This is a genomic window from Streptomyces sp. NPDC027672 (assembly GCF_055566335.1).
Genome location: NZ_JBVHSO010000003.1, coordinates 74,673 through 95,746 on the forward strand (window position 1 = coordinate 74,673; position 21,074 = coordinate 95,746).

Annotated in this window: 20 protein-coding genes; 5 read left to right on the forward strand and 15 right to left on the reverse strand. The window is 72.2% G+C overall.

Going from position 1 to position 21,074, the window contains the following annotated elements; all coding sequences use genetic code 11:
- Positions 1-720 (reverse strand): YqeB family protein, encoded by a 720-nt coding sequence (locus ACZ4SV_RS08690; protein ID WP_468002615.1) that lies wholly within the window; start codon positions 718-720, stop codon positions 1-3.
- A gap of 103 nt (positions 721-823) precedes the next feature.
- Between ACZ4SV_RS08690 and ACZ4SV_RS08695 the strand changes: the two genes are divergently transcribed.
- A complete protein-coding gene (locus ACZ4SV_RS08695) occupies positions 824-1,450 on the forward strand; it encodes a TetR/AcrR family transcriptional regulator (RefSeq protein WP_468002616.1) in 627 nt (208 codons plus the stop codon).
- 159 nt (positions 1,451-1,609) lie between these two features.
- Here the strand turns inward: ACZ4SV_RS08695 and ACZ4SV_RS08700 are convergent, their stop codons facing one another.
- The 8 genes from ACZ4SV_RS08700 to xylB form a co-directional block, all read right to left on the reverse strand.
- Positions 1,610-2,119 carry an HPP family protein gene (locus ACZ4SV_RS08700; protein ID WP_468002618.1) on the reverse strand — a complete coding sequence of 170 codons (510 nt, stop codon included), beginning with the start codon at positions 2,117-2,119 and terminating at the stop codon, positions 1,610-1,612.
- Positions 2,120-2,609: 490 nt separating this feature from the next.
- Positions 2,610-4,133, reverse strand: a complete 1,524-nt coding sequence (gene exaC, locus ACZ4SV_RS08705) for an acetaldehyde dehydrogenase ExaC (protein ID WP_468002620.1) — start codon at positions 4,131-4,133, stop codon at positions 2,610-2,612.
- Between the two features lie 77 nt (positions 4,134-4,210).
- Positions 4,211-5,494, reverse strand: coding sequence for a GAF domain-containing protein (locus tag ACZ4SV_RS08710; protein WP_468002622.1), 1,284 nt, complete (start codon positions 5,492-5,494; stop codon positions 4,211-4,213).
- Positions 5,495-5,553: 59 nt separating this feature from the next.
- Positions 5,554-6,156: an N-acetylmuramoyl-L-alanine amidase gene (locus ACZ4SV_RS08715; RefSeq protein ID WP_365882299.1), complete on the reverse strand. Its 603-nt coding sequence runs from the start codon at positions 6,154-6,156 to the stop codon at positions 5,554-5,556.
- Between the two features lie 161 nt (positions 6,157-6,317).
- Positions 6,318-7,331, reverse strand: coding sequence for an acetamidase/formamidase family protein (locus tag ACZ4SV_RS08720; protein ID WP_468002624.1), 1,014 nt, complete (start codon positions 7,329-7,331; stop codon positions 6,318-6,320).
- A 164-nt stretch (positions 7,332-7,495) separates the two neighbouring features.
- The gene (locus ACZ4SV_RS08725; RefSeq protein WP_468002626.1) at positions 7,496-8,980 is read right to left on the reverse strand and encodes an APC family permease; all 1,485 of its coding nucleotides are present in this window, start codon (positions 8,978-8,980) and stop codon (positions 7,496-7,498) included.
- 331 nt (positions 8,981-9,311) lie between these two features.
- On the reverse strand, positions 9,312-10,520 hold the full coding sequence (locus tag ACZ4SV_RS08730; protein WP_468002628.1) for an ROK family protein: 1,209 nt from the start codon (positions 10,518-10,520) through the stop codon (positions 9,312-9,314).
- Positions 10,521-10,567: 47 nt separating this feature from the next.
- Positions 10,568-12,013: a xylulokinase gene (gene xylB / locus ACZ4SV_RS08735; protein WP_365941560.1), complete on the reverse strand. Its 1,446-nt coding sequence runs from the start codon at positions 12,011-12,013 to the stop codon at positions 10,568-10,570.
- Positions 12,014-12,168: 155 nt separating this feature from the next.
- Here xylB and xylA point away from each other — a divergent pair, with 155 nt between their 5' ends.
- Positions 12,169-13,335 (forward strand): xylose isomerase, encoded by a 1,167-nt coding sequence (gene xylA / locus ACZ4SV_RS08740; RefSeq protein WP_468002630.1) that lies wholly within the window; start codon positions 12,169-12,171, stop codon positions 13,333-13,335.
- A gap of 192 nt (positions 13,336-13,527) precedes the next feature.
- Here xylA and ACZ4SV_RS08745 read toward each other — a convergent pair whose 3' ends face one another.
- Entirely contained in the window at positions 13,528-14,868 is a 1,341-nt protein-coding gene (locus ACZ4SV_RS08745; protein ID WP_468002632.1) for an esterase-like activity of phytase family protein, read from the reverse strand.
- 352 nt (positions 14,869-15,220) lie between these two features.
- On the opposite strand from ACZ4SV_RS08745, the gene ACZ4SV_RS08750 reads away from it, so the two are divergent.
- Complete coding sequence (locus ACZ4SV_RS08750) at positions 15,221-16,315, forward strand: DUF5954 family protein (protein WP_468002634.1); 1,095 nt, start codon at positions 15,221-15,223, stop codon at positions 16,313-16,315.
- A gap of 176 nt (positions 16,316-16,491) precedes the next feature.
- Here ACZ4SV_RS08750 and ACZ4SV_RS08755 read toward each other — a convergent pair whose 3' ends face one another.
- From ACZ4SV_RS08755 to ACZ4SV_RS08765, 3 genes are all read right to left on the reverse strand, one after another.
- Positions 16,492-17,355, reverse strand: coding sequence for a hypothetical protein (locus ACZ4SV_RS08755; protein ID WP_468002636.1), 864 nt, complete (start codon positions 17,353-17,355; stop codon positions 16,492-16,494).
- A 143-nt stretch (positions 17,356-17,498) separates the two neighbouring features.
- Entirely contained in the window at positions 17,499-17,795 is a 297-nt protein-coding gene (locus ACZ4SV_RS08760) for a hypothetical protein (RefSeq protein ID WP_468003372.1), read from the reverse strand.
- Between the two features lie 207 nt (positions 17,796-18,002).
- Positions 18,003-18,536 (reverse strand): PadR family transcriptional regulator, encoded by a 534-nt coding sequence (locus tag ACZ4SV_RS08765; protein WP_468002638.1) that lies wholly within the window; start codon positions 18,534-18,536, stop codon positions 18,003-18,005.
- Between the two features lie 99 nt (positions 18,537-18,635).
- Between ACZ4SV_RS08765 and ACZ4SV_RS08770 the strand changes: the two genes are divergently transcribed.
- On the forward strand, positions 18,636-19,391 hold the full coding sequence (locus ACZ4SV_RS08770) for an alpha/beta fold hydrolase (protein WP_468002640.1): 756 nt from the start codon (positions 18,636-18,638) through the stop codon (positions 19,389-19,391).
- Between the two features lie 13 nt (positions 19,392-19,404).
- Here the strand turns inward: ACZ4SV_RS08770 and ACZ4SV_RS08775 are convergent, their stop codons facing one another.
- Both ACZ4SV_RS08775 and ACZ4SV_RS08780 read right to left on the reverse strand, forming a co-directional pair.
- On the reverse strand, positions 19,405-20,004 hold the full coding sequence (locus ACZ4SV_RS08775) for a class I SAM-dependent methyltransferase (protein ID WP_468002642.1): 600 nt from the start codon (positions 20,002-20,004) through the stop codon (positions 19,405-19,407).
- A gap of 75 nt (positions 20,005-20,079) precedes the next feature.
- Positions 20,080-20,508 (reverse strand): PPOX class F420-dependent oxidoreductase, encoded by a 429-nt coding sequence (locus tag ACZ4SV_RS08780; RefSeq protein ID WP_365881946.1) that lies wholly within the window; start codon positions 20,506-20,508, stop codon positions 20,080-20,082.
- A gap of 91 nt (positions 20,509-20,599) precedes the next feature.
- Between ACZ4SV_RS08780 and ACZ4SV_RS08785 the strand changes: the two genes are divergently transcribed.
- Positions 20,600-21,013 carry a roadblock/LC7 domain-containing protein gene (locus ACZ4SV_RS08785; protein ID WP_365881944.1) on the forward strand — a complete coding sequence of 138 codons (414 nt, stop codon included), beginning with the start codon at positions 20,600-20,602 and terminating at the stop codon, positions 21,011-21,013.
- Positions 21,014-21,074 lie beyond the last annotated feature (61 nt).

The window sequence follows — 21,074 nt, forward strand, 5'->3', positions numbered from 1 at the left end:
TCACTCCGCGGCCGGACCTGCTTTCCGGAAGGTCCTCCAGTACTGGCGTCGCTTCTCGTCCCGCACCACGACGCCGAGACGGGCCAGCTCCTCACGGAGTTCCCGCGCGTCCTCGTGAGAGGGTCCCTTCTTCTCCAGCGACTCCTGGCGGACCTTGAGCAGGGCGTTCGCGCCCTCCGGGAGGCCGGGCGCACCCGGGACCCAGCGGCGGAACTCACCCTGGTGCGGATCGACGTCCGCCCACGCATAGCCGTGCTCGGTGAAGGCGTCCGCGACGCGGCCGGTGTTCAGATCGCACTCCTGGCGGGTGAGTTCGCCGCCATCGTCGCCGAGCAGGACGAGTTGCTTGCCGTCCCGGAACACCGCGGCGATGACATCGCGCGGGAATTCCCGTTCCCGTCCCCTGCTGGTGAGCACCACGCGCTCACCCGACAGGCGAACCACCACCTGCTCGTACTGGGCGACAAGCCCGAGGACCAGCCCTGCCACCGCGCCCGCGGCGGGCAGCGTCGGGGCGGGGGCGGAGGCAGCCAGCTCGGCCGGTCCCTGCATCGGCGCCCAGGGCAGGGTCACCAGCCAGTCGGCCAGGAAGCCGACAAGCCAGCCGACTACCGCCCCTACCACCGCGAACACGACGTACACGCACACGGTGATCACAGCCGCCTGCCGGAGCACGGTGAGTCGGCTCGCCGGCGACTCCCGCCCCGTTTCCTTGCACATGTCCATGTCCCCCCTCGCCTCCAGCGCAATAATAGACCGAGCAATCGGTCTATTATTGCGCTGGACGAGACCGGAGCCGAGAGTCGACCGGAAAGAGGCCCCGATGAGGACAGTCGACCCAGCCAGGCACCGGGCGCGGCGCCGGCACATCATCAACGCCGCAGCCGGACTCTTCGCCGCCAAGGGCTTCGAACGCACCACCACGGCGGAGATCTGCAAGGCCGCCGGCATGAGCGCCGGCAACGTCTTCCACTACTTCCCCAACAAGCGCGCGATCTTCCACGCCGTTTTCGAGGACGCCGAGCACGACGGCGCCACCAAGGCCGAGCGCCTCGCCGCCGCCCGCACCGCCGACGATCCGTGGACCGCCCTCCTCGACACCGTGGACCTGCTCGCCGCCCCTGCCGCGGAGCCGCTGCTCCCCGCCCTGGTCATGGAGGCGATGATCCAGGCCTACCGCGACCCCGAACTCGAAGCGTTGCTGAGCCGCGACAACGACGAAGAACGGTCCACCATCGCCACCCTGCTGCACAACGCGGCCGCGGCAGGACAGATCGACCCCGCCCTGGACCCGGACAACACCGCGGCATGGGTCATGGCCCTCATCGCCGCCCTCTACACCAGCGCCGCCACCGACCCCACCTTCAGCCCGGCCGACCAGCTCCCCACCCTGCGCCTGATCCTCCACCGCTTCCTACGGCCCGACGCCCACCACGAGCCGGAGCGATGACCGGGCGCCCATAGGACCCAGCGGTGTGGACACTCGACATGTGCGTTCCCCAGTCAAGTGGCCCACAGGCCGCCTGCCGATGCCAAAGTGGCCCACAGGCCGCCTGCCGACGCGTGGCACGGCGGCAAGCGAGGAGGACCGCGAACGGTGGCGCGGCCGTCAGCCCTCGCGTGCGCCGTCCGACGCGCGCGACGTCGCCGCCGTGAGTACCGGGGTGATGGCCAGGACCAGGGCCAGGCCGACGAGCAGGCCGTACAGCGGTGGCCCCGGTCGGCAGATCCCGGAGGTGATCAGCAGCGCGGTGGCGGCCGCTGGGGCGTGGTGCAGACCGAGCAGGTGGAGCAGGAACAGGGTGAGGCCCACCGCGAGGGCCTGAGCGCCGATCTGGAGGGCGGTGTCGTGGTGCTGCTCGGGCACGGAAGGATGGTTCCACAACCCGAAGACGGCCAGACACCCCAGACTCACGGCGACGGCCAGGGCATGCCCGGTCACGGCACTGCGCAGTCGCGCGGTCACCGAGTCCGGGTGAGCCAGCAGCAGGTAGGCCGTCGGACCGAGCGTGGTCGTCAGCATCACCCAGCCGGTCAGGCTGCCGATCGCGCCGACACCCGCCAGGAGCAGCGCGGAGAGCAGGAACAGCCGCAATCCACCGAGCAGACGGACCCGCACGGCGGGGACACTCCCCGACCGGTGCCGCATCGGTTCGTCTCGCGGACTCACGTGGGACCTCCCCGGTCGACTGCGCGAGGGGCGGAGAAGTATCCGATCGTCATAGTGGCCTCCTGTGCGACCGGACCCGGGTATCCGCGCGCTGGATCCGCCAATCGGCCATGCGCACCGCATTCGCGGCGGACGCCGCTCAACTGGCCGCCGGGTACACATCGAGACGCCGGGGCCTGACGCGAACGGCGACCGACCGGTGACGACCTGGGGTTACGCGGAAACCTCCGGTGACGACAGGCCCGCGTCCACGCCAAGCTGCTACCGGCCCGGATCCTCGCCATCGCCTCCCGAGCTCGGCCGGGCGCCAGGTGATCAGTGACGCGACCGAGCCGGCCGCCCGGCCGCGACGCAGCGGCCGGGACGGTAGCGGGAACCAGAGAGCCAGCCCCAGCCCCAGCCCCAGCTTGGCCCGGAAACCAGGCGCCTCTTCCTGCGCCTAGAAGAAGCCGAGCTTCTTCGGCGAGTACGACACCAGGAGGTTCTTCGTCTGCTGATAGTGCTCCAGCATCATCTTGTGCGTCTCTCGGCCGATCCCGGACTGCTTGTATCCGCCGAACGCCGCGTGCGCGGGATAGGCGTGGTAGCAGTTGGTCCACACCCGGCCCGCCTGGATCGCGCGGCCCGCGCGGTAGGCCGTGTTCATGTCCCGCGTCCACACACCCGAACCCAGGCCGTACAGCGTGTCGTTGGCGATCCTCATCGCATCGTCGAAGTCCTCGAAGGAGGTCACCGAGACGACCGGGCCGAAGATCTCCTCCTGGAAGATCCGCATGCGGTTGTCGCCCTCGAAGATGGTCGGCTGGACGTAGTAACCGCCCTCCAGCTCGCCCTCGTACGTGATGCGTTCACCCCCGGTCAGGATCCGCGCACCCTCCTGGCGGCCGATGTCCAGATAGGAGAGGATCTTCTCCAACTGGTCGTTGGAAGCCTGTGCGCCGATCATCGTGTCCGTGTCCAGCGGGTGGCCGGGCTGGATGCGCCGGGTGCGCTCCACGGCCGCTTCCAGGAACTCCGCGTAGTGACCGCGCTGGATCAGTGCCCGGGACGGACAGGTGCAGACCTCGCCCTGGTTGAGCGCGAACATCGTGAAACCCTCGAGCGCCTTGTCGCGGAAGTCGTCGTCGTGCGCCCACACGTCGTCGAAGAAGATGTTCGGCGACTTCCCGCCCAGCTCCAGCGTGACCGGCTTGATGTTCTCCGAGGCGTACTGCATGATCAGCCGCCCGGTCGTGGTCTCCCCGGTGAACGCCACCTTCGCCACTCGCGGGCTCGACGCCAGCGGCTTGCCCGCCTCCACACCGAAGCCGTTGACGACGTTCAGCACGCCCGGCGGCAGCAGGTCCGCGACCAGGCTCAGCCAGTAGTGGATGGAGGCCGGGGTCTGCTCGGCCGGCTTCAGGACGACTGCGTTCCCGGCGGCCAGCGCCGGCGCCAGCTTCCACGTCGCCATGAGGATCGGGAAGTTCCACGGGATGATCTGCGCGACGACCCCGAGCGGTTCGTGGAAGTGGTACGCCACCGTGTCGTCGTCGATCTCGCCCAGCGAACCCTCCTGCGCCCGGATCGCCCCGGCGAAATAGCGGAAGTGGTCGATCGCGAGCGGGATGTCGGCGGCCAGCGTCTCCCGCACCGGCTTGCCGTTCTCCCAGCTCTCGGCCACCGCCAGCGGCTCCAGGTGTGCCTCCATCCGCTCGGCGATCTTCAGCAGGATCTCGGCGCGTTCCGCCACCGGCGTACGGCCCCATCCGGGTGCCGCCCGGTGCGCGGCGTCCAGGGCCCGCTCGACGTCCTCCGCGGTGCCCCGCGCCACCTCCGTGAACGGCTGCCCGTTGACCGGCGACGGATTCTCGAAGTACCGCCCGCGCGCCGGCGGCACATAAGCGCCGCCGATGAAGTGGTCGTAGCGCGCCTGGTACGAGACGATCGCGCCCTCGGCGCCCGGTGCCGCGTAACGAGTCATCCTGGTCTGCCTCCCGGTGCGGAGCTGCCCGCCGTCGGACAGCTCTTGAAGCGAGGCTAGGCAAGCGGACGTTGCGACTACGTTGCGCCGCGGATCCGCGCCGGCACCCGGCCGGGCGGCACCGCCAGTTCCGCGTCCAGCGCGGCGAGCCGGGCGCGCACCGGCGCCGTGGGACGCACCGCGGCCAGCGCCCGCCACACCGCCACGTCGTCCTCACCCCACGGCGCGTGCGCCCAGTCCGCCAGCAGATCCGGGTCGCCGTGCGCGATCAGCGCCGTGCGCAGCCCACCGGCGAGCCGCTCCCGGAGCCGGACGACGGCCGGAGCCTGTGACCCGGGCAGCAGCGGTCCCGCGTACCCCTGAACCGCCGCGGTGAGCGCCCCCGTCTCCAGCCGCCGCTCCACCACGGAGGCGTCCGACTCGATCGTGGCCGTCAGCCGGTACGGCCGCGAGGCGAGCAGTCCCGGGCCCAGCAGCCGGCGCAACCGCGTGAGTTCCGCGCGCAGGGTCACCGGCGTGACCGACTCGTCCGCGTACAGCGCGCACAGCAGCTCGTCGCCGCTCAGACCCTCGGGGTGCCGGGACAGCAGCACCAGGATCTCGCTGTGCCGGCGGCTGAGCCTGATCCTTCGCCCGCACAGCGTCAGTCCGGCCTCGTCCCGGCCGAGCGCGCTCAGCATCGGCACCTCCTCGGTGCGGACCGGGGCCAGCAGGGCGAGCTGTGCCTCGGCGGCGCGCGCCACTGCCCGGACGAAGCCGAGACTGTGCGGATGGGCGAGCCCGTTCCCGCCCGTGATGTCCACGGCGCCCAGGATCCGTCCGGTACGCGGGTCGTGCACGGGCGCCGCGGCGCACGTCCACGGCTGCACCCGCCGTATGAAGTGCTCGGCGGCGAACACCTGCACGGGCCGGTCCACGGCGACCGCGGTGCCCGGTGCGTTGGTGCCGACCGCGCCTTCCGACCAGCGGGCTCCGGGCACGAAGTTCATCCCGTCCGCGCGGCGCCGGGTCGCCGCGTGTCCCTCCACCCACAGCAGCCTGCCCTGCGCGTCGCACACCGCCAGCAGATGTTCGCCATCGGCCGCGAACGTGCCCATCAGCTCCCGGAACAGCGGCATCACCCGGGCCAGCGGATGTTCCGCGCGATAGGCACCGAGGTCGCCGTCGGCCAGCTCCACGCGCGCGGTGCCGTCCGGCCCCACCCCGGCCCGCGCGCTGCGCCGCCACGACTCCGCCACCACCGGCCGCACCGGGCGCGGCACCGTGCCCGCCGCGGTGAACGTCTCGTGCGCCCGGCGCAGCACCCGGACACGCTCGGCGGGATCGGCCCCCGGCTCCAGGGCCACCCACGGATCGGTCAAAGCGGCCTCCCGGACGGTGCGACGACGGTGGTGGGATGTGCTGCGACGGAGCCCTCACGTCAGAAGAAGTTGACCATTCTGATGTAGCGCACCCAGTCCCAGTACGGTCCCGGGTCGGTGTGGTCGGTGCCGGGCACCTGAGCGTGGCCGATGATGTGTTCCCTGTCCCGGGGGATGCCGTACTTGGCGCAGACCGCCGCCGTCAGCCTCGCCGACTGCGTGTAGAGGACGTCGGTGAAGTAGGCGGGCTGGTCCACCCAGCCCTCGTGCTCGATGCCGATGCTGCGCGTGTTGTAACCCCAGTTGCCCGCGTGCCAGGCGATGTCGGCCTCGCGTACGCACTGGGCGACGTGTCCGTCCGCCGAGCGGACCAGGTAGTGCGCGGAGACCTTCTTCTGCGGGTTGGCGAAGATGGCCAGCGCGTCGGCGTACGTCTCCTGTGTGACGTGGATGATCACACGGTCGATGGCGTAGTCGGCGGGGCGGCCGGACACCGTGTAGTTGGCGGTGCTCGCCGGCTGCCACTCGGCGGGCGGGTAGTCGACGGTCGCGGTCTGCGCGCCGGCATGAGCGTCGGGGAGCAGCGCGTAGGGGACGGCGGCGGCGAGTGCCGCGCCCTTCAGCAGCCGTCGCCGGCTGAGCCGCGGTTCGACTCGGTCCATGTCCATGGCGGGAAGCCTTTCGGAGGGGAGCGGTGTCGGAGATGCCCTCGGCACGCCTTCGGGAGGGAGCGGGGCGGCGGAGGACGTTCGGGAGTGGGTCATCGGGAGGCGGAGACCGTCAGCGGGAGGCGCTGCCGGCAGTACGGCGTACGGCTCAGGCGTCAGCCGCGCAGGGACCGCGCGGTCTCCCGCAGCCGCGCGTGCACACCGCGGTACGTGTCGCGCGCGGGCAGCCACTTCTTGCGGAGTTTGGCCACGCACGTGTAGTTCGTGTCGCACACGTTGGCCAGCGGTGATTCGACCGTCTGGGTCGCGAACTGGTACGCGTCCGGTTCGCTGAACCCGTAGTCGCTCACCAGCCACCGCACCAGGTCGAGCTGCGATATGCGGAACGCGTCCTCCAGCGGGCGGGCCGAACCGGTCGAGATGAGGTGCGTGTCCGACTCCAGCCGGGGCCACGGTGTCGCGATGCCCTTGAGGAGCTCCACGATCACCACCGTGTTCATCGCGCACTCCACGGCCACACCGCAGGTCTCGCCTTCTCCCTGCCGGGCGTGTCCGTCGCCCAGACTGAGCAGGGCGCCCTCGACATTGACGCCCAGGTAGCAGGTGACTCCGGCGCGCATCTCGGGGGTGTCCATGTTCCCGCCGTGGGCGTCGGGCACCAGGGCCGAGCGGACCTCCAGGTTGGCGGGCGCCACCCCTACCGTGCCGTGCATCGGGTCCAGGGGCAGCTCCACCCGGAAGTCGCTGTCCCGCGCCTGGAAGAGCGCGGTCCGCCGGGTCCGGTCCAACTGCCAGATCCAGACCCGCTCCGGCAGCGGCGGTTGCAGCGTGGCCGTGGTGTGCGTCGAGGTGAGCGCGCCGAAGAGCGGGACCGTGGTGGACGCCGCCCAGTCGCGGGCCGGTTCGATCGACACGAAGTGCACGGCCACGGTGTCCCCGGGCTCGGCCCCCTCGATGTGGAACGGGCCGGTCTGCGGATTGAGGTAGGGGAACTCGCACACCTCGGAGACGAGATCCTTCTCCGAGCGGACCCGCCCGGCGAAACAGTCCTCCGTGTACAGGTCGAGAACCGTACCGGGGCTGATCCGCGCGAGGGGCGCCGCCCCGCCGAACGTCCAGGCGTACTGGTCCGGTTCCGGTCGAACGGTGAGCATCCTGAGGTCGGTCATCGTGATGTGACTCCCTTCCGGGGCGATCGTCACGTCGGGGTTGGGGTCGGCGGCCGGGGGCGCTGTCCCCGGATGGCGGCGGGCCGGTGGCCCACGGTCCCGGCCCGCCAGCGGGCCAACGAGCCGGCGGACCAACAGGGCTGACCGGTCCGGCCTGCCGCCGGTCAGCCGAGCTTTGTCCCGTCCTGCCGGTCGGCGCCCGCCTCGGGCGCGTCGAGGTGGACCCGGGCGGTCTCGGCTATGCGCTCGGGGTGCCGTCGTATCAGCACGAGCAGCACCACCACGCCCACCGCCAGCCACGCGCCGACGGCCGGACCGGCGTAGGACACCGGAGCCGTCAGCTCCGTCACGAAGTCGAACACCGGCAGGCCGGCGGCCGTCAGCAGGGCCGGTATGAACGCGACGCTGCCCAGCACCGGGAACAGCAGGTGGCGTACCGGCTTGAGGGCCGCCCGGCCCGAGCGCAGGAAATAACCGGCACAGGAGAGGTTCACGACGATGTAGACGCCGACCACGACCGTCACGATCACCGTCGCGAGCAGCAGATACGCGGTCACCGGGTCGTAGGCGAATCCGAGGCCCAGCACCGCCGCGACCGCTACGGCGGTCTGCACGGCGATGCCGGCGACGGGGGAGCGGTGCCGCGGATGGAGCGTGGCGAGCACACCGGGCAGGACACGGATGCGGGCCAGGGCGAAGGCGGTGCGCGTGGAGACGTTCGCGCAGGCGTTGGCGTTCGCGATCGCCGAGTTGACCACCGCGAAGAACACCAGCACCCAGAAGAGACCGAACGAGGAGCGGGCGACACCTTCCCAGGACGCCTCTCCCGAGGCGCCGAATGCCGAGAAGCGGTCGGGACCGAAGTAGACGGTCATCGCATACGTGGTGAGCACATAGAACAGGCCGATGCCCAGAGCCGCGCCGAGGACCGCGCGGTGCATGGTCCGCCGCGGATCGCGCGTCTCCTCGGCGAGCGGCGCGGCGGCCTCGAAACCGGCAAACGCCAGCACCGTGTACACGGACCCGGCGAACACCCCGGTGGTCCCCGCGTACCCGTCGGCGGTGTGCGAAGTGCCGAACACCGAGAGGGTGTTGGCTTTGCCGGCCGCGCCGATGAGCAGGACCGCGAACACCAGGAAGACGAGGATCTCGAAGACGCCGAGGACGGTGCCGAAGCGGGCCGAAGCGCGCACCCCCAGATAGCCGGCGCACGCGATCACCACGGCTCCCGCCGCCGCCCACGGCCACCACAGGTCCGCCGGATACCCGGGCCACTCCGCGTGCAGCGTGCCCGCCGCCGTGAAGCCCAGTTGCAGGAGCAGCAGCGGTGGCCCCAGCATCTCCATGAAGACGTAGGCCCAGCCGACGAGGAAGCCGACGGCCGGGTGCAGGCCGCGCGCCGCGTACGTCGCCACCGAGCCCGCCGCGGGCAGCTCCCGGGCCAGTTCGGCCACACAGGAGGCGGTGAGCAGACAGGCCACGAGGGCGATGAGCACGGACAGCGGCAGGCTGCCGCCCGCGAAGGCGGCGCCGGCCGGGATCGACGCGGCCACCGCGGCGGCCGGCGCCATCGCCGTGACACTCTGGAACAGCACGTCGCGCAGACCGATGGCGTCACGCCGCAGCGTCCCGGCCGTCTTCCCGTGCATGTGTCCCCCTGCTGCTTGTCAGTCCGCTGCCATCCGTCGCCCGTGCCTGTTTCCGGTGTGTGCGGGCGTCCGCACGGACATGACGGTCCGTCGGCTGCGCCTCGCGTGAATCACGGTACGGCGCCGGGTGGTTGGGCAGAAGGGTCCGCCACGGTTCTGTGGGCGACGCATGGCCTGTGGATAACTCGGCCACTCGAACGGGTGATACGGGACGGCGAGCGAGGCGGGGCTCGGGCCGGTGCCCCGGCTGTTCCTGCTGCCTACGCTGTCTCTGACGTACACACCGGTCCCGGCCGCCTACGACGCCGGGTTCCAACCTCGTACGGCAGGGTCAGGAACGCTCCGCCACGACCGCCGGATCGTCCAGCACCGCGCGCACGATCGAGTGCGCGGCGCCCAGCAGCGGGCCCTGCGGACCCAGCGGAGAGACCGTCACCGGGCACGCCGGTCCCGCCGAACGGCCCGTCAGCTCGGTCTCCAGCGACGGCAGCAGCCAGGGCGAGAGGCCGGCCAGGGCACCGCCCAGGACCACCGTCTCCGGATCGAGCAGGTTCACCGCGCCGGTCAGGGCGATGCCCAGCGCCGTACCGGCGTCCCGGAGCGCGGCCCGCACAGCCTCGTCGCCCGCCTCGGCGCGCTCCGCGAGCAGGCCCACCAGATCCTCGCGCGGCTCCAGTCCGGCCGCCCGCCGCACCGCTTCCTCACCCGCGTACTGCTCCAGACAGCCCCGGCCGCCGCACCCGCACGCGGGGCCGTCGGGCCGTACCGGCACATGGCCCAGCTCGCCCGCGAACCCCCGGTTCCCGCGCAGCAGCCGGCCGTCCACGACGACCGCGGCACCGATGCCGATCTCGGCCGACACATGCAGGAAGTCACCGGGAGGCCCGGCGCCGAGCCACAGCTCGGCCAGCGCGCCGAAGTTGGCCTCGTTGTCCACGGAGAGCGGCCAGCCGCCGGGCAGCAGGGCGCCGAGGTCGGTGTCCTGCCAGTCGAGGTTCGGGGCCCGTACGACCGTCCGTCCGTCCCTGGCCACCAGGCCGGGCACGGCGACCGCGAGCCCGGCGGGCCACAGTTCCGCCCGCTCGGCCTCCGCGACCACCTGGCGGATCAGCGCGGTCAGGTCCTCGGTCACCGGTCCGGCAGCCCGGCCCCGGTTGGCGCAGCGCCGGACCGCTCGCGCGCGGACCTCGCCGCGCAGGTCGACCGCGCACACGGCGAGATGATCGACGCCGATCTCCGCGCCGATCCCGGCCGGACCCCTGCCGCTCACCGCGAGCGCCGACCCGGGCCGGCCGACGCGGCCCGGCCGTTCAGGACCCAGTTCCTCCAGCAGGCCCCAGCGGATCAGCTCGTCCACCAGGGTCGAGACCGCCGCACGCGTCAGACCGATCCGGCTGGCCACCGCCGCGCGCGACAGCGAACCCGCCGCGCTGACGGCGTGCATCACCCGGGCGAGGTTGCGCCGGCGCATGCCCTGCTGGGTGTCCGGCAGGGCACGCCCGGTGCCCGGCGAGCGCCCCTCGTGCAGCGGTGGGGTCATGCCTGCGTCAATCCTCGGTGTCCGCCGTCCGGGTGTGGGCGGCCTGGTCAGTGGGTCTCGGCCTCCCGCTCCAGCAGCGGGGCCGCGTCGGAGAGTACCCCGGTGATCCGGTCCAGCGTCGAGCGGTCCCGCTCCACGGCCTCCAGCACCGGGCCCGCGGCCGTGTTCCAGCGGCGGGCCACGGCCGCGGGATCCTCCCCGGTCAGCACGCCGGCCGCCTGCGCCGCCGCGCCGAGTGCGACGAGCTCCTTGGCCTGCGGGATCCGGACGGGCCGCCCGGAGAGCCGGCGCACGGTCTGCTGCCAGGCCGTGCCCCGGGCCCCGCCGCCGATCAGGAGCAGCGGGGTGCCGCGGTCGGCGTCCGCGTCGAGGACCAGGTCGAGGGCCCCGAGGAGCGCGTGCACCGCGCCGTCGTAGGCGGCCTGCAGCAGCTGGCCGGCGGTGGTGTCGTGGCGCAGCCCGTGCAGCACTCCGGAGGCGTGCGGCAGGTTCGGGGTGCGCTCGCCGTCCAGGTACGGCAGCAGGGTCACCGAGCCGCCGGATTCCACCGCCTCCCGGTCCAGGCCCAGCAGGGCCGCGACGCGGTCCACCGCGAGCGTGCAGTTCAGGGTGCAGGCCAGGGGCAGCCAGTCGCCGCGCGCGTCCGCGAAGCCCGCCACCGTGCCGGTCGGATCGGTGGGGCGGTGCTCGGAGACGGTGTAGACGGTGCCGGAGGTGCCGAGACTCAGCACCGGTGTGCCGGGCCGCAGCCCCAGACCGAGTGCCGCCGCCGCGTTGTCGCCGGTGCCGGGGGCCACCAGCGTGCCCTTGGCGAACGGCAGGCCGTGGCTGTCGCGGACGGTGCCGACCACCTCGCCGGGGCGCGCGACCCGGGGCAGCAGCGCCGGGTCCAGCCCGATGTGCGCGAGGGTCTCCTCGTCGTACGCCTCGGTGCCGGACGCCCACCAGCCGGTGCCGGAGGCGTCGCCGCGGTCCGTCGTGCCCAGCCCGGTCAGGCGCTCGGTGAGGTAGTCGTGGGGAAGCCGTACCGCCCTGGTCGCGCGGACCGCCTCCGGCTCGTGCTCGGCGAGCCACGCCCACTTGGCGGCCGTGAAGGACGCGCCGGGCACGCTGCCGGTGCGCTCTGCCCAGGCCTTCGGTCCGCCCAGTTCCTCCACGAGGCGCCGGGCCTGCGGTGCGGAGCGGACATCGTTCCAGAGCAGTGCCGGACGCACCGGCTCACCGTGCTCGTCCAGGGTGACCAGGCCGTGCTGCTGGCCGCCGATCGACACGGCCGCCGCCTCGTGCGCCGGTTCGCCGCACTGGTCCAGCGCCGCACAGAGCGCGTCCCACCACTGGCGCGGATCACTCTCGCGGCCCGCCCCGGTGGTCACGGTGTGCGACGCCTGGCCACTGGCCACGACCCGGCCGGTCGACACGTCGACCACGAGTGCCTTCGTGGACTGGGTGGACGTGTCCACCCCGACGACGAGCGGACCCTCGGCTGCTGACATCGGGCTCTCCCTCTTCCGCGGCTCCGCGGCGTATGCGGTGGCTGTCGAAGACACCTTGCTGGGAAAACACACGTCGTCTCTTCCCACCGGTGCGTCCGCATACTAATTTGTAAACGGCCATGACGAAATACTCGCACGCAACAAGGAGCCGTGGCATGAGCTACCAGCCCACCCCCGAGGACAAGTTCACCTTCGGCTTGTGGACCGTCGGCTGGCAGGGAAGGGACCCGTTCGGCGACGCCACCCGCCGCGCCCTCGACCCGGTCGAGACGGTGCAGCGCCTGGCGGAACTCGGCGCCCACGGAGTGACCTTCCACGACGACGACCTGATTCCCTTCGGCTCCTCGGAGGCCGAGCGTGAGTCGCACATCAAGCGGTTCCGGCAGGCCCTGGACGCCACCGGCATGACTGTCCCGATGGCCACCACGAACCTGTTCACGCACCCCGTCTTCAAGGACGGCGCGTTCACCGCCAACGACCGTGACGTGCGCCGTTACGCCCTGCGCAAGACCATCCGCAACATCGACCTGGCGGCCGAACTGGGCGCGAAGACGTACGTCGCCTGGGGCGGTCGCGAGGGCGCCGAGTCCGGGGCCGCCAAGGACGTACGCGCCGCCCTGGACCGTATGAAGGAGGCCTTCGACCTGCTCGCGGAGTACGTCACCTCCCAGGGCTACGACCTCCGCTTCGCGATCGAGCCCAAGCCGAACGAGCCCCGCGGCGACATCCTGCTGCCCACCGTCGGCCACGCGCTGGCGTTCATCGAGCGCCTGGAGCGGCCCGAGCTGTTCGGCGTCAACCCGGAGGTCGGCCACGAGCAGATGGCCGGCCTGAACTTCCCGCACGGCATCGCGCAGGCCCTGTGGGCGGGCAAGCTCTTCCACATCGACCTCAACGGCCAGTCCGGCATCAAGTACGACCAGGATCTGCGTTTCGGCGCCGGTGACCTGCGGGCCGCCTTCTGGCTCGTCGACCTCCTGGAGAGCGCCGGTTACGAAGGGCCCCGCCACTTCGACTTCAAGCCGCCGCGGACCGAGGACCTGGACGGCGTCTGGGCGTCGGCCGCGGGCTGCATGCGCAACTACCTCATCCTCAAGGAGCGCTCCGCCGCCTTCCGGGCCGACCCGGAGGTGCAGGAGGCGCTGCGCGCGTCGCGGCTGGACCAGCTGGCCCAGCCGACCGCGGCCGACGGCGTCCAGGGTCTGCTCGCCGACCGGGCGGCCTTCGAGGACTTCGACGTGGACGCGGTCGCCGCGCGCGGCATGGGCTTCGAACGCCTCGACCAGCTCGCGATGGACCACCTGCTGGGGGCGCGCGGCTGACCGGCACGCGCGCGTGCGGCCCATCCCTCCCACGCGGCGGCCGGACCGGGCCGCTCCGGGCTTCCCGGACGGCCCGGTCCGGGAGGGCCCGGCCCGTGAGGGCCCGGTGCCGGGTTCCGGCGGCACATGGTGTGCCATCGGTGCCCGGCCCCCCGGTGTCCGACGGGCCGGCGGCTCAGCCCGTCGGGCACCTCACAGCTGCTCGGGCAGACGTACGTACACCACGGTCGTCCGCACCCCGCTGTCGACCAGCCTGCCCTGGGCGTCGAACGCGCCCGCCCCGTCGGTCATCCCGAAGTCGTTGTCGTTGACGAGCGCGAGCGTGTCGTGATCCACCCGCGCGATGCCCTCGATCTTCCCGGGCACTCCCGCCACCTTGCCCAGGTCCACCACGAGCCGCTTGGACAGCACCGGCACCCCCGAGGCCGCCGGATCGTCGAACTGCTCCAGCGACGGAGACGTGGTGTCGTCGTCCCACCGGCCGCCGAGGATGTCCGATCCGCGCCCCAGCCTGACCAGGTGCAGCCGGGCCGCCTTGTCCGTGCGCTCCTCGACGAGCAGCCGGTCGCGGCCGACCGCCACCACCGACGAGATCTTCAGTTCGGAGGTGTCGTCCTCGCCCGGATCGACCACGTCGACCGGGTCGAAACGGTAGGCGTACTCGGCCGTGACGGCCTTCTGCCGCGGGGAGAAACGCAGCAGGCGGGTGGTGCGGGAAGCGTCGCCGGCATCCGCGTCGGGCAGCGGGAGCGGGCTCTGCAGGGCCATCACGAGATCACCGCCGGGAAGCTGCGCCAGCCCCTCGAAACCGCGGTTGATCTTGCGGTGCAGCAGGATGGACGGCAGCGCCTCCACCACCGGGTAGTCCGCCCCCGTCAGCCCGAGCCCCTTGGGCACATAGCGGGCGAGGACCCTCCCGCGCGCGGAGACGTGCACGAGGGACGGGCCGTACTCGTCCACGAGCCAGAAGCTGCCGTCTCCGGCCCGGACGAGCCCTTCGGTGTCCAGCCCGTTCGGGTCGTAGGGAAGCGGCGTCCCGGCGTCGTAGGTGTACGGCGCCTCGTCCCGGCTCTTCTGGTTCGGCAGCCCGGTGACGGCCTTCCCGGAAGAGGTGGTGACCGGTATCGCGTCGAGGACCCGCACCGTCCTGCCGGATATCCGGATCTTCACGATCGCGGGATCGAAGCCCGGCACCGGGAAGGTGCGGCGCTTCTTGCCGTCCACCTTGATCTGGCCGTTGGGGCCGCGGTCGGTCACCGTCCAGTACTCGCCCTCGCGGCCCGCCGGATAGATGTCGCTGCCGATGCCGCCGAGCTTCACCCCGCGGTCGTCGGCCACGCTGCCGGGCAGCAGCGCGTTGCTGAACGCGCCGAGCGGGATCTCGCCCAGCGTCGCCGTGCGGACGACACGGGCCTGCCCGGACGGCGCCGCCGTAGCCGTCCCCGTGGCCGCGAGGACGGCGGCCAGAGTCAGCGGCAGGGCCGTGGCAAGGGAACGGTGGACACGGCGCCGGCCTGTGGCACGCGGGGACATCGGGCCTCCTGGGAGACGAAAGCGTTGACTGCGGCCACGATTGGTCTCCCGGAGGAACACCGCACTACCAGGGCGTGAACGACCGTCGTCCACCACTCGTCGGAACGCAGCTCTACGGCGTGACGGTTCCCGGTCGTCCAGGGCCGCTGCGACTCGACGACGGGCTGGCCGAAAGTGGTGGCACGGTGGCGCGTTCGTGACGTGCGTGAAAAGCGCACACCTGTTCCTCTGTTCACCGGAACGGAGATGCGTGCGCCCCGAGGGCGCAGATCCGGCGGATGACCGGCGGCAAGGCCGCCGGGAGATCGGGAAACCGGCGATGAGCCGCGGCCGCAGTCGGCACGATGAGCACATGGGTCATGGAGAAGTGAGTCCGGACCGGATGCGGCCGATCGTGATCAGGTATCCGGAGGATCCGGTGGAGGCGGTCATGGAGGCCGACGCGCTCGACGCCACGCTGGACGCGAAGACGCTGCTGGTGCGGGGCCCGCTGTTCGGCGTGGCCGCACAGGAACCGGGGGAGGAGCCGCGGTGGCGGGTGATGGTCCCGGTGGACGCCGACTGTCCGCAGCAGGCCCGCGACAGCCTCCACTCCTTGTTCTGGTTCCGGGCGAGGGACGACGCCCAGAACAGGGCCGAACGGCGTGATCTGCTGACGGCGGTCACCCGCCTGGAGACCGAACGCGTCGACGAGCTGACCGTGCTCGGGACCCGCTACCGGGTGGTGCGTGCCGAGGAGTACACCGGGCTGGGGCAGAACGGCATCGAGCAGCCCCGGCCGACCGACCCCGAGCCCGCCGTCCCGAACTGGGACCACCGCTACAGCGATCCGCAGATCGACGTGGACCTGGTGCTGGACCCCGACGCCCCGATCACGCCCGTCCAGGCCGCGGAACGGCTGGCACTGCGCGGCCTGGGCTACGCCGGACCGCGGTTCCCCGAGGACGTCGTCGACGACTCCCGGCGGGCGCTGACGACCCACCCCGACGTGCTGCTGCTCCCCGCGGTGTTCAGGGTCGTGGGGAAGGACGGCCCCGGATGGAAGGTGGAGAGCGGTCTGCGCGCCACCGCGCATGACGCCCGCAAGTCGCTGGACCTCGCCCTGACCTGGTCCCAGCCGCGCCGACGGCGCCTGATCGCCTGGGACGCCGGCGGTGACGTCAACGCCCGCACGGTGGTCGCGCGAGGCACCGACAGCGCGACGGCCGAGGAACTGACCGAGTATGTCCGGGCCGCCGACCGGCTCCGGGCCGAACGCGCCAACCAGGTCGAGGCCCGGGGCACGGTCTACCACATCTGCCGCGCCCGCCGGTTGCTGCGCTGGGGTCCCGACGGGCCCGAGGGGCCCCGTCCGTCCGACACCGAGAGCCACCCTCCCGAGCGGGTGCGCCCCCGCATCGACGAGGACGGCAACGTCCGCTACGACGAAGAGGACGACGACATCTGAGCGCGCTGCCGGCTCGCGCGCCGCGAGCAGCCCGGTCCGAACCGCTCAGCGACCTTCCGGCCGCTGCCCCGGGAGGCGGCTTTCCGCCCCCCGCCCCATGAGGCGCGGCGGTCGTGGAAGTCCCGTCGGTCGGAGAGTTCGCGGGAGGCCAGGACGGCGTGGTCCGGGCGCGGCGCTTACGACGGCCGTACGGCCATCTTTTCGAGCGCCTCCAGCAGACCCGGAAGTTCCGGCCCCCGGCCCACCGGCAGGACCTCGCCCGGTTCGTCGTCGAGCAGGACGAACGCGATGTCGTCGGTACGCGCCACGAGCGACCAGCCGGGGCCGTCGGCGCGCAGCGTGCGGGCCTCGCCCGGGGCGAACGACGAGCGCACCCGGCCGAGCGGCGGCGGAGAGGCGACGTAGGCGCGCGCCTCCGCGAGCACCCGGCGCACCCCGGCGTGACCGCCGGTCGCGAGGCGACCCTCGCCCTCCTGAGCGGTCGGCGTCACCTCTTGGGCGGTCCGAGCCGCCGTCGTCTGGTCGCCGGGCACCAGGAATTCCGCGTCGTTGATCTGCTCCCGCCAGGCCGTCCACTGCAACGCGATCTCGTCGGCGCCCAGACGGCGCTGCGCCGCTCCCCAGGAGCCGGTGTCCGGCGGGCTCAGCGCCGGCCGGTCCGCCGTCTCGGCAGGCGGATCGTGCGGGGCGGGCACACCGGGTGCGGCGACGGCGACGGCCAGCGGCCACCCCGGCAGGGCGGTCACGACCGCGCGTTCGTCGGGCGACAGCTCGTACTCCATGCCGCAGTCCCAGGACGCGATCGCCACGGCGACCAGCGAGACGTCGTCGATGACGACCGTCCAGCGGGCGCCCTCGCCGTCCTGGCCCAGCACCAGGCCGTACCCGTCGGCGAGCGGCGGCAGGTCCAGCGCCGCGCAGGCCTCCGGATAGTCGTCGCCCAGCACGCTCGGGAACTGCGCCGGTGTCAGCAGCACCGCTGTCAGCACATACAGCGCATCGTCCGTGGCGGCGACGGCCACATCATCTGTCCCGGCCATCCCTGCCTCCCCAGTGGTTCGTCCATCGGCGCGCACCCTAGTGGGAGCGGAAGCCGGTTGTCACGACTCCGCACCCCGCACGGAGCTGCGGGATTCCTCCTGGAAGGGGAGGAAACGGACTCCTACGGAGAAGGGAGTTCCGCTCAGGCCGCGGGCAGCCCGAGCAGGTCGCGGGCCACCGCGCCGGGTGACTGGCCGCGCTCCCGGGCCAGCACGACGACCGCCCGGCAGGCCAGTTCACTCACCCCGAAGGACAGCGCCTCCGGCGACACCCAGGCAGCCGCCTCCTCGATCCGGTCCTGGTCGTCCTCCGCCTGGGCGGCCACATACACGGCCGCCGCCTCGAACAGGTTGTGCGCACGCTTTTCCGGTGCGTCCGCCGTCCTGTGGTGCGCGGAAGAGCGAAGCCTGCCGGCGTACCGGCGGATCATGTCGAACACGTGGATCATCCCTTCCTGGACGAGATCAGTGATGATCACTCATCTGCTCCCTCCAACGTAGGGTTCGAGTTCCGGCGGCAGAAGAGGCGGGGACGCGGTGAAGCGCGCCCACTGGCCCCGTGTCGAGTACGGCGGCACTCGTCCCGCTCGATGAACCGTTACTGCGTGCGTTCCGTGACCCGAAGCCCGGGGCGGCACCGCAACGTCTTAGCGGCCGGCCCCGTCGAGTGACGCCAGCGTGTCGCGCAGCCAGGCCAGTTCCGCCCGGCTCGTGGCACGCGCGATGGTGAGGACGCCCCTGCGGAACGGGTCGTCCAGTTCCTCGGCGCTCAGCGGCCGGTCACCTTCGTAGAAGAAGCTCGCCGGCTCCTCCAGGAAGGCCAGCCGGCGCCGCAGCACGGCCGCCTGCGCGGCGGGGTCCGCCAGGTGCCGCAGGAACGCGAGCAGCGTGAACCAGTGGTTCTCGTCGGTGATCTCGCGCTGGGCCGGCTCGGCGAGCCTGCGCCTCAGTTCGCGCCGGCCCTCCTCGGTCAGCCTCAGCACATGGCGCGGCGCGGCCACGGTGCCGGGCTCCGGTGTCCGCACCAGCAGGCCCGCCTTCTCCAGCCGCTTGATCGCCGGGTACAGCGTGCTCTCGGCGACGGGGCGCACATGGCCGGTGAGTGCCGCGATGTGACGACGCAGGACGTAACCGTGCAGCGGCGCGTCGTACAGGAATCCCAGGAGGGCGAGTTCGAGCATGGCCGCATTCTCCCGCAGTACACCGCTCTTCCGGTACATCTTTCACGTCATACATCGAGTGCGAGGTATGGTGGGATCGGTCAATGCGAGGAGGGGAACATGCGGCAGGCCGCGTTCGACGGCGGGGGCAGCCACATCCGGTGGACCGAGGTGCCCGGCGCGGAGCCCGCCCGGGTGTACCTGCACGGGCTCGGAGCGGCGTCCGCCGTGTATCACGCGCATATCGCCGCCCGTCCCGAACTCGCCGGGCGCCGCAGCCTCTTCGTGGACCTTCCCGGACACGGCACGAGCGACCGGCCGCAGGACTTCGGGTACGCACTGGACGACCACGCCCAAGCGGTCGCCGTCGCGCTGGACGCTGCCGGAGTCACGGGCGCCGAACTGCTCGGGCACAGCATGGGCGGCGCCGTGGCCATCGTCCTCGCCCACCGGCGGCCCGACCTCGTGTCCCGTCTGGTCCTGACGGAGGCCAACCTGGACGCCTTTCCGCCGCCTGCGGCCGGCAGCAGCGAAATCGCCGCCTACGGAGAGGACGATTTCGTGGAGAGGGGGCACGCGCGCGTGCTGGACACCGTCGGCCCGCTGTGGGCGGCCACCATGCGGCTGGCCGATCCGCGCGCCCTGCACCGCAGCGCCGTCGGCCTGCGGCGGGGCTCCAGCCCCGTGATGCGTATGCTTCTGGAGGGGCTGCCCGTCGACCGGGTCTACCTCCAGGGCGAGCACAGCGGCGAACTGGCGGGCCGGGAGGGTCTGGAAGCCGCCGGGGTGCGCGTGGTGACGGTGCCCGGCGCCGGACACAACGTCATGTTCGACAACCCCGACGCCTTCGTCGCGGCCGTCACCGGAACGGACTGATTCCGCGCGACGCTCAGTCCTCGCGCACCGCGACCGCGAGGAAACGGGAGTCCTCGTCCACGTACGACGTCATGCGCCAGCCCGAACGGGCCAGCACCGGCCGGAGATTGTCCTCGGCCCGCAGGTCGTCGGGCGTGATCCGGCGGCCCTGACGCGCGGCCAGGGCCGCCCGGCCGATCGGATGGAACAACGCCAGCGTGCCGCCCCGCCGTACACCACGGGCCAGCTCCCGCAGGTTGTCCACCGGGCGCGGCAGATGCGCGATCAGCCCGGCCGCGAACACGGCGTCCAGACATCCCGGACGCAACGGCAGCGCGGAGACGTCCGCGAGCAGCAGCCGCCCCTCGCGGTGCCGGCCGGCCCGTATGGCGGCCTGGAGCATCGCCGGGGTCAGATCGGCGCCCAGGACCACGCCGGAAGGACCCACGGCGGCCCGCAGCGGCGGCAGGGCCCGACCCGTGCCGCAGCCCGCGTCGAGCACCCGATCCCCCTCGCGCAGTCCGAGGCCGGCCACGGCGGCGGCATAGGCAGGGCCGTCGTCCGGGAACCGGCTGTCCCAGTCGGAGGCCCTGGCGGTGAAGAACTCCTGGACATGTGTGTGGTCGTCACTCATGCCCGCATGATTCCTCACCGTCACCAGACGCGTCTGCGCCCCCACTCGCCCTGCGCCGTCGGCGCTGACACGGGATCAGGCCGCGAGGTCCCGCACCGCCACCACGTTCTCGACGCTGACGCGGACCAGGAGTTCACCCGGTACACCGTTGCGGGCGCCGTACTCCTCGGCACGCTCCTCGCCCATGTACCGGGCGGCGATCCGGGTGGCCCAGCGACGGACTTCGGCCAGATCCTCGGAGAGCCGGGCCCGGCCGCTCAGCACCACGAAGTGGAACGGCGGACGGTCGTCGTCCACGCACAGGGCGACCCGGCCGTCACGGGCGAGATTGCGCCCCTTCACCGTGTCCTTGCCGGTGTTGAACACCACCTCGTCCCCGTCGAGCAGGAACCAGATCGGGGCCACATGAGGGCTCCCGTCGGCGCGGACGGTGGACAGCTTGCCGGTGCGGGTGCCGTCCGAGACGAACGCCCGCCATTCCTCATCGGTCATCTTCTCTGCCATGCGCCCATCCTGCTTGCCCGCGCGCCGGTCGTGGGGAAGGCTGGCGGTGAGTTCCTCCAGCCAGGGGGAGACATCACACGGGGAGATGGACATGGCGCAGAACCAGGGCCTCGGCTGGCTCCTGGACGATCTGACCGAGCGGGTGGACCACGTCCGCCATGCGCTCGTCCTGTCGAACGACGGACTGGTCACCGCGGCGAGCACGGGCCTGCGCCGCGAGGACGCCGAGCATCTGGCCGCCGTGGCCTCCGGGCTGCACAGCCTGGCCAAGGGCTCGGGACGCCACTTCGGCGCGGGACGGGTACGCCAGACGATGATCGAGTACGACGACGCCGTGCTGTTCGTGACCGCGGCCGGCACCGGCAGTTGTCTGTGCGTGCTCAGCGGCGCGGAGGCCGACATCGGCCAGATCGCCTACGAGATGACCCTGCTCGTCAACCGGGTCGGCGAACACCTCGGCGTCGACGCCCGACAACCCGAGCGAACTCGAATAGCAGACGCCTGACCTGGGGCTTTTCTCGCCCCGTGGAGTTATCCACAGGCCCCGCCACGGCAGGTCAGGAAAT

Bases quoted from the DNA above. Each gene is read 5' to 3' on its own strand.
- ACZ4SV_RS08780 (WP_365881946.1), bottom strand. From the start codon at position 20,508: ATGGCAGAGAAGATGACCGATGAGGAATGGCGGGCGTTCGTCTCGGAC.
- ACZ4SV_RS08720 (WP_468002624.1), bottom strand. From the start codon at position 7,331: ATGACCGACCTCAGGATGCTCACCGTTCGACCGGAACCGGACCAGTAC.
- ACZ4SV_RS08690 (WP_468002615.1), bottom strand. From the start codon at position 720: ATGTGCAAGGAAACGGGGCGGGAGTCGCCGGCGAGCCGACTCACCGTG.
- ACZ4SV_RS08730 (WP_468002628.1), bottom strand. From the start codon at position 10,520: ATGACCCCACCGCTGCACGAGGGGCGCTCGCCGGGCACCGGGCGTGCC.
- ACZ4SV_RS08750 (WP_468002634.1), top strand. From the start codon at position 15,221: ATGGGTCATGGAGAAGTGAGTCCGGACCGGATGCGGCCGATCGTGATC.
- ACZ4SV_RS08755 (WP_468002636.1), bottom strand. From the start codon at position 17,355: ATGGCCGGGACAGATGATGTGGCCGTCGCCGCCACGGACGATGCGCTG.
- xylB (WP_365941560.1), bottom strand. From the start codon at position 12,013: ATGTCAGCAGCCGAGGGTCCGCTCGTCGTCGGGGTGGACACGTCCACC.
- ACZ4SV_RS08715 (WP_365882299.1), bottom strand. From the start codon at position 6,156: ATGGACCGAGTCGAACCGCGGCTCAGCCGGCGACGGCTGCTGAAGGGC.
- ACZ4SV_RS08725 (WP_468002626.1), bottom strand. From the start codon at position 8,980: ATGCACGGGAAGACGGCCGGGACGCTGCGGCGTGACGCCATCGGTCTG.
- ACZ4SV_RS08745 (WP_468002632.1), bottom strand. From the start codon at position 14,868: ATGTCCCCGCGTGCCACAGGCCGGCGCCGTGTCCACCGTTCCCTTGCC.
- exaC (WP_468002620.1), bottom strand. From the start codon at position 4,133: ATGACTCGTTACGCGGCACCGGGCGCCGAGGGCGCGATCGTCTCGTAC.
- ACZ4SV_RS08775 (WP_468002642.1), bottom strand. From the start codon at position 20,004: ATGAGTGACGACCACACACATGTCCAGGAGTTCTTCACCGCCAGGGCC.
- ACZ4SV_RS08695 (WP_468002616.1), top strand. From the start codon at position 824: ATGAGGACAGTCGACCCAGCCAGGCACCGGGCGCGGCGCCGGCACATC.
- xylA (WP_468002630.1), top strand. From the start codon at position 12,169: ATGAGCTACCAGCCCACCCCCGAGGACAAGTTCACCTTCGGCTTGTGG.
- ACZ4SV_RS08770 (WP_468002640.1), top strand. From the start codon at position 18,636: ATGCGGCAGGCCGCGTTCGACGGCGGGGGCAGCCACATCCGGTGGACC.
- ACZ4SV_RS08765 (WP_468002638.1), bottom strand. From the start codon at position 18,536: ATGCTCGAACTCGCCCTCCTGGGATTCCTGTACGACGCGCCGCTGCAC.
- ACZ4SV_RS08785 (WP_365881944.1), top strand. From the start codon at position 20,600: ATGGCGCAGAACCAGGGCCTCGGCTGGCTCCTGGACGATCTGACCGAG.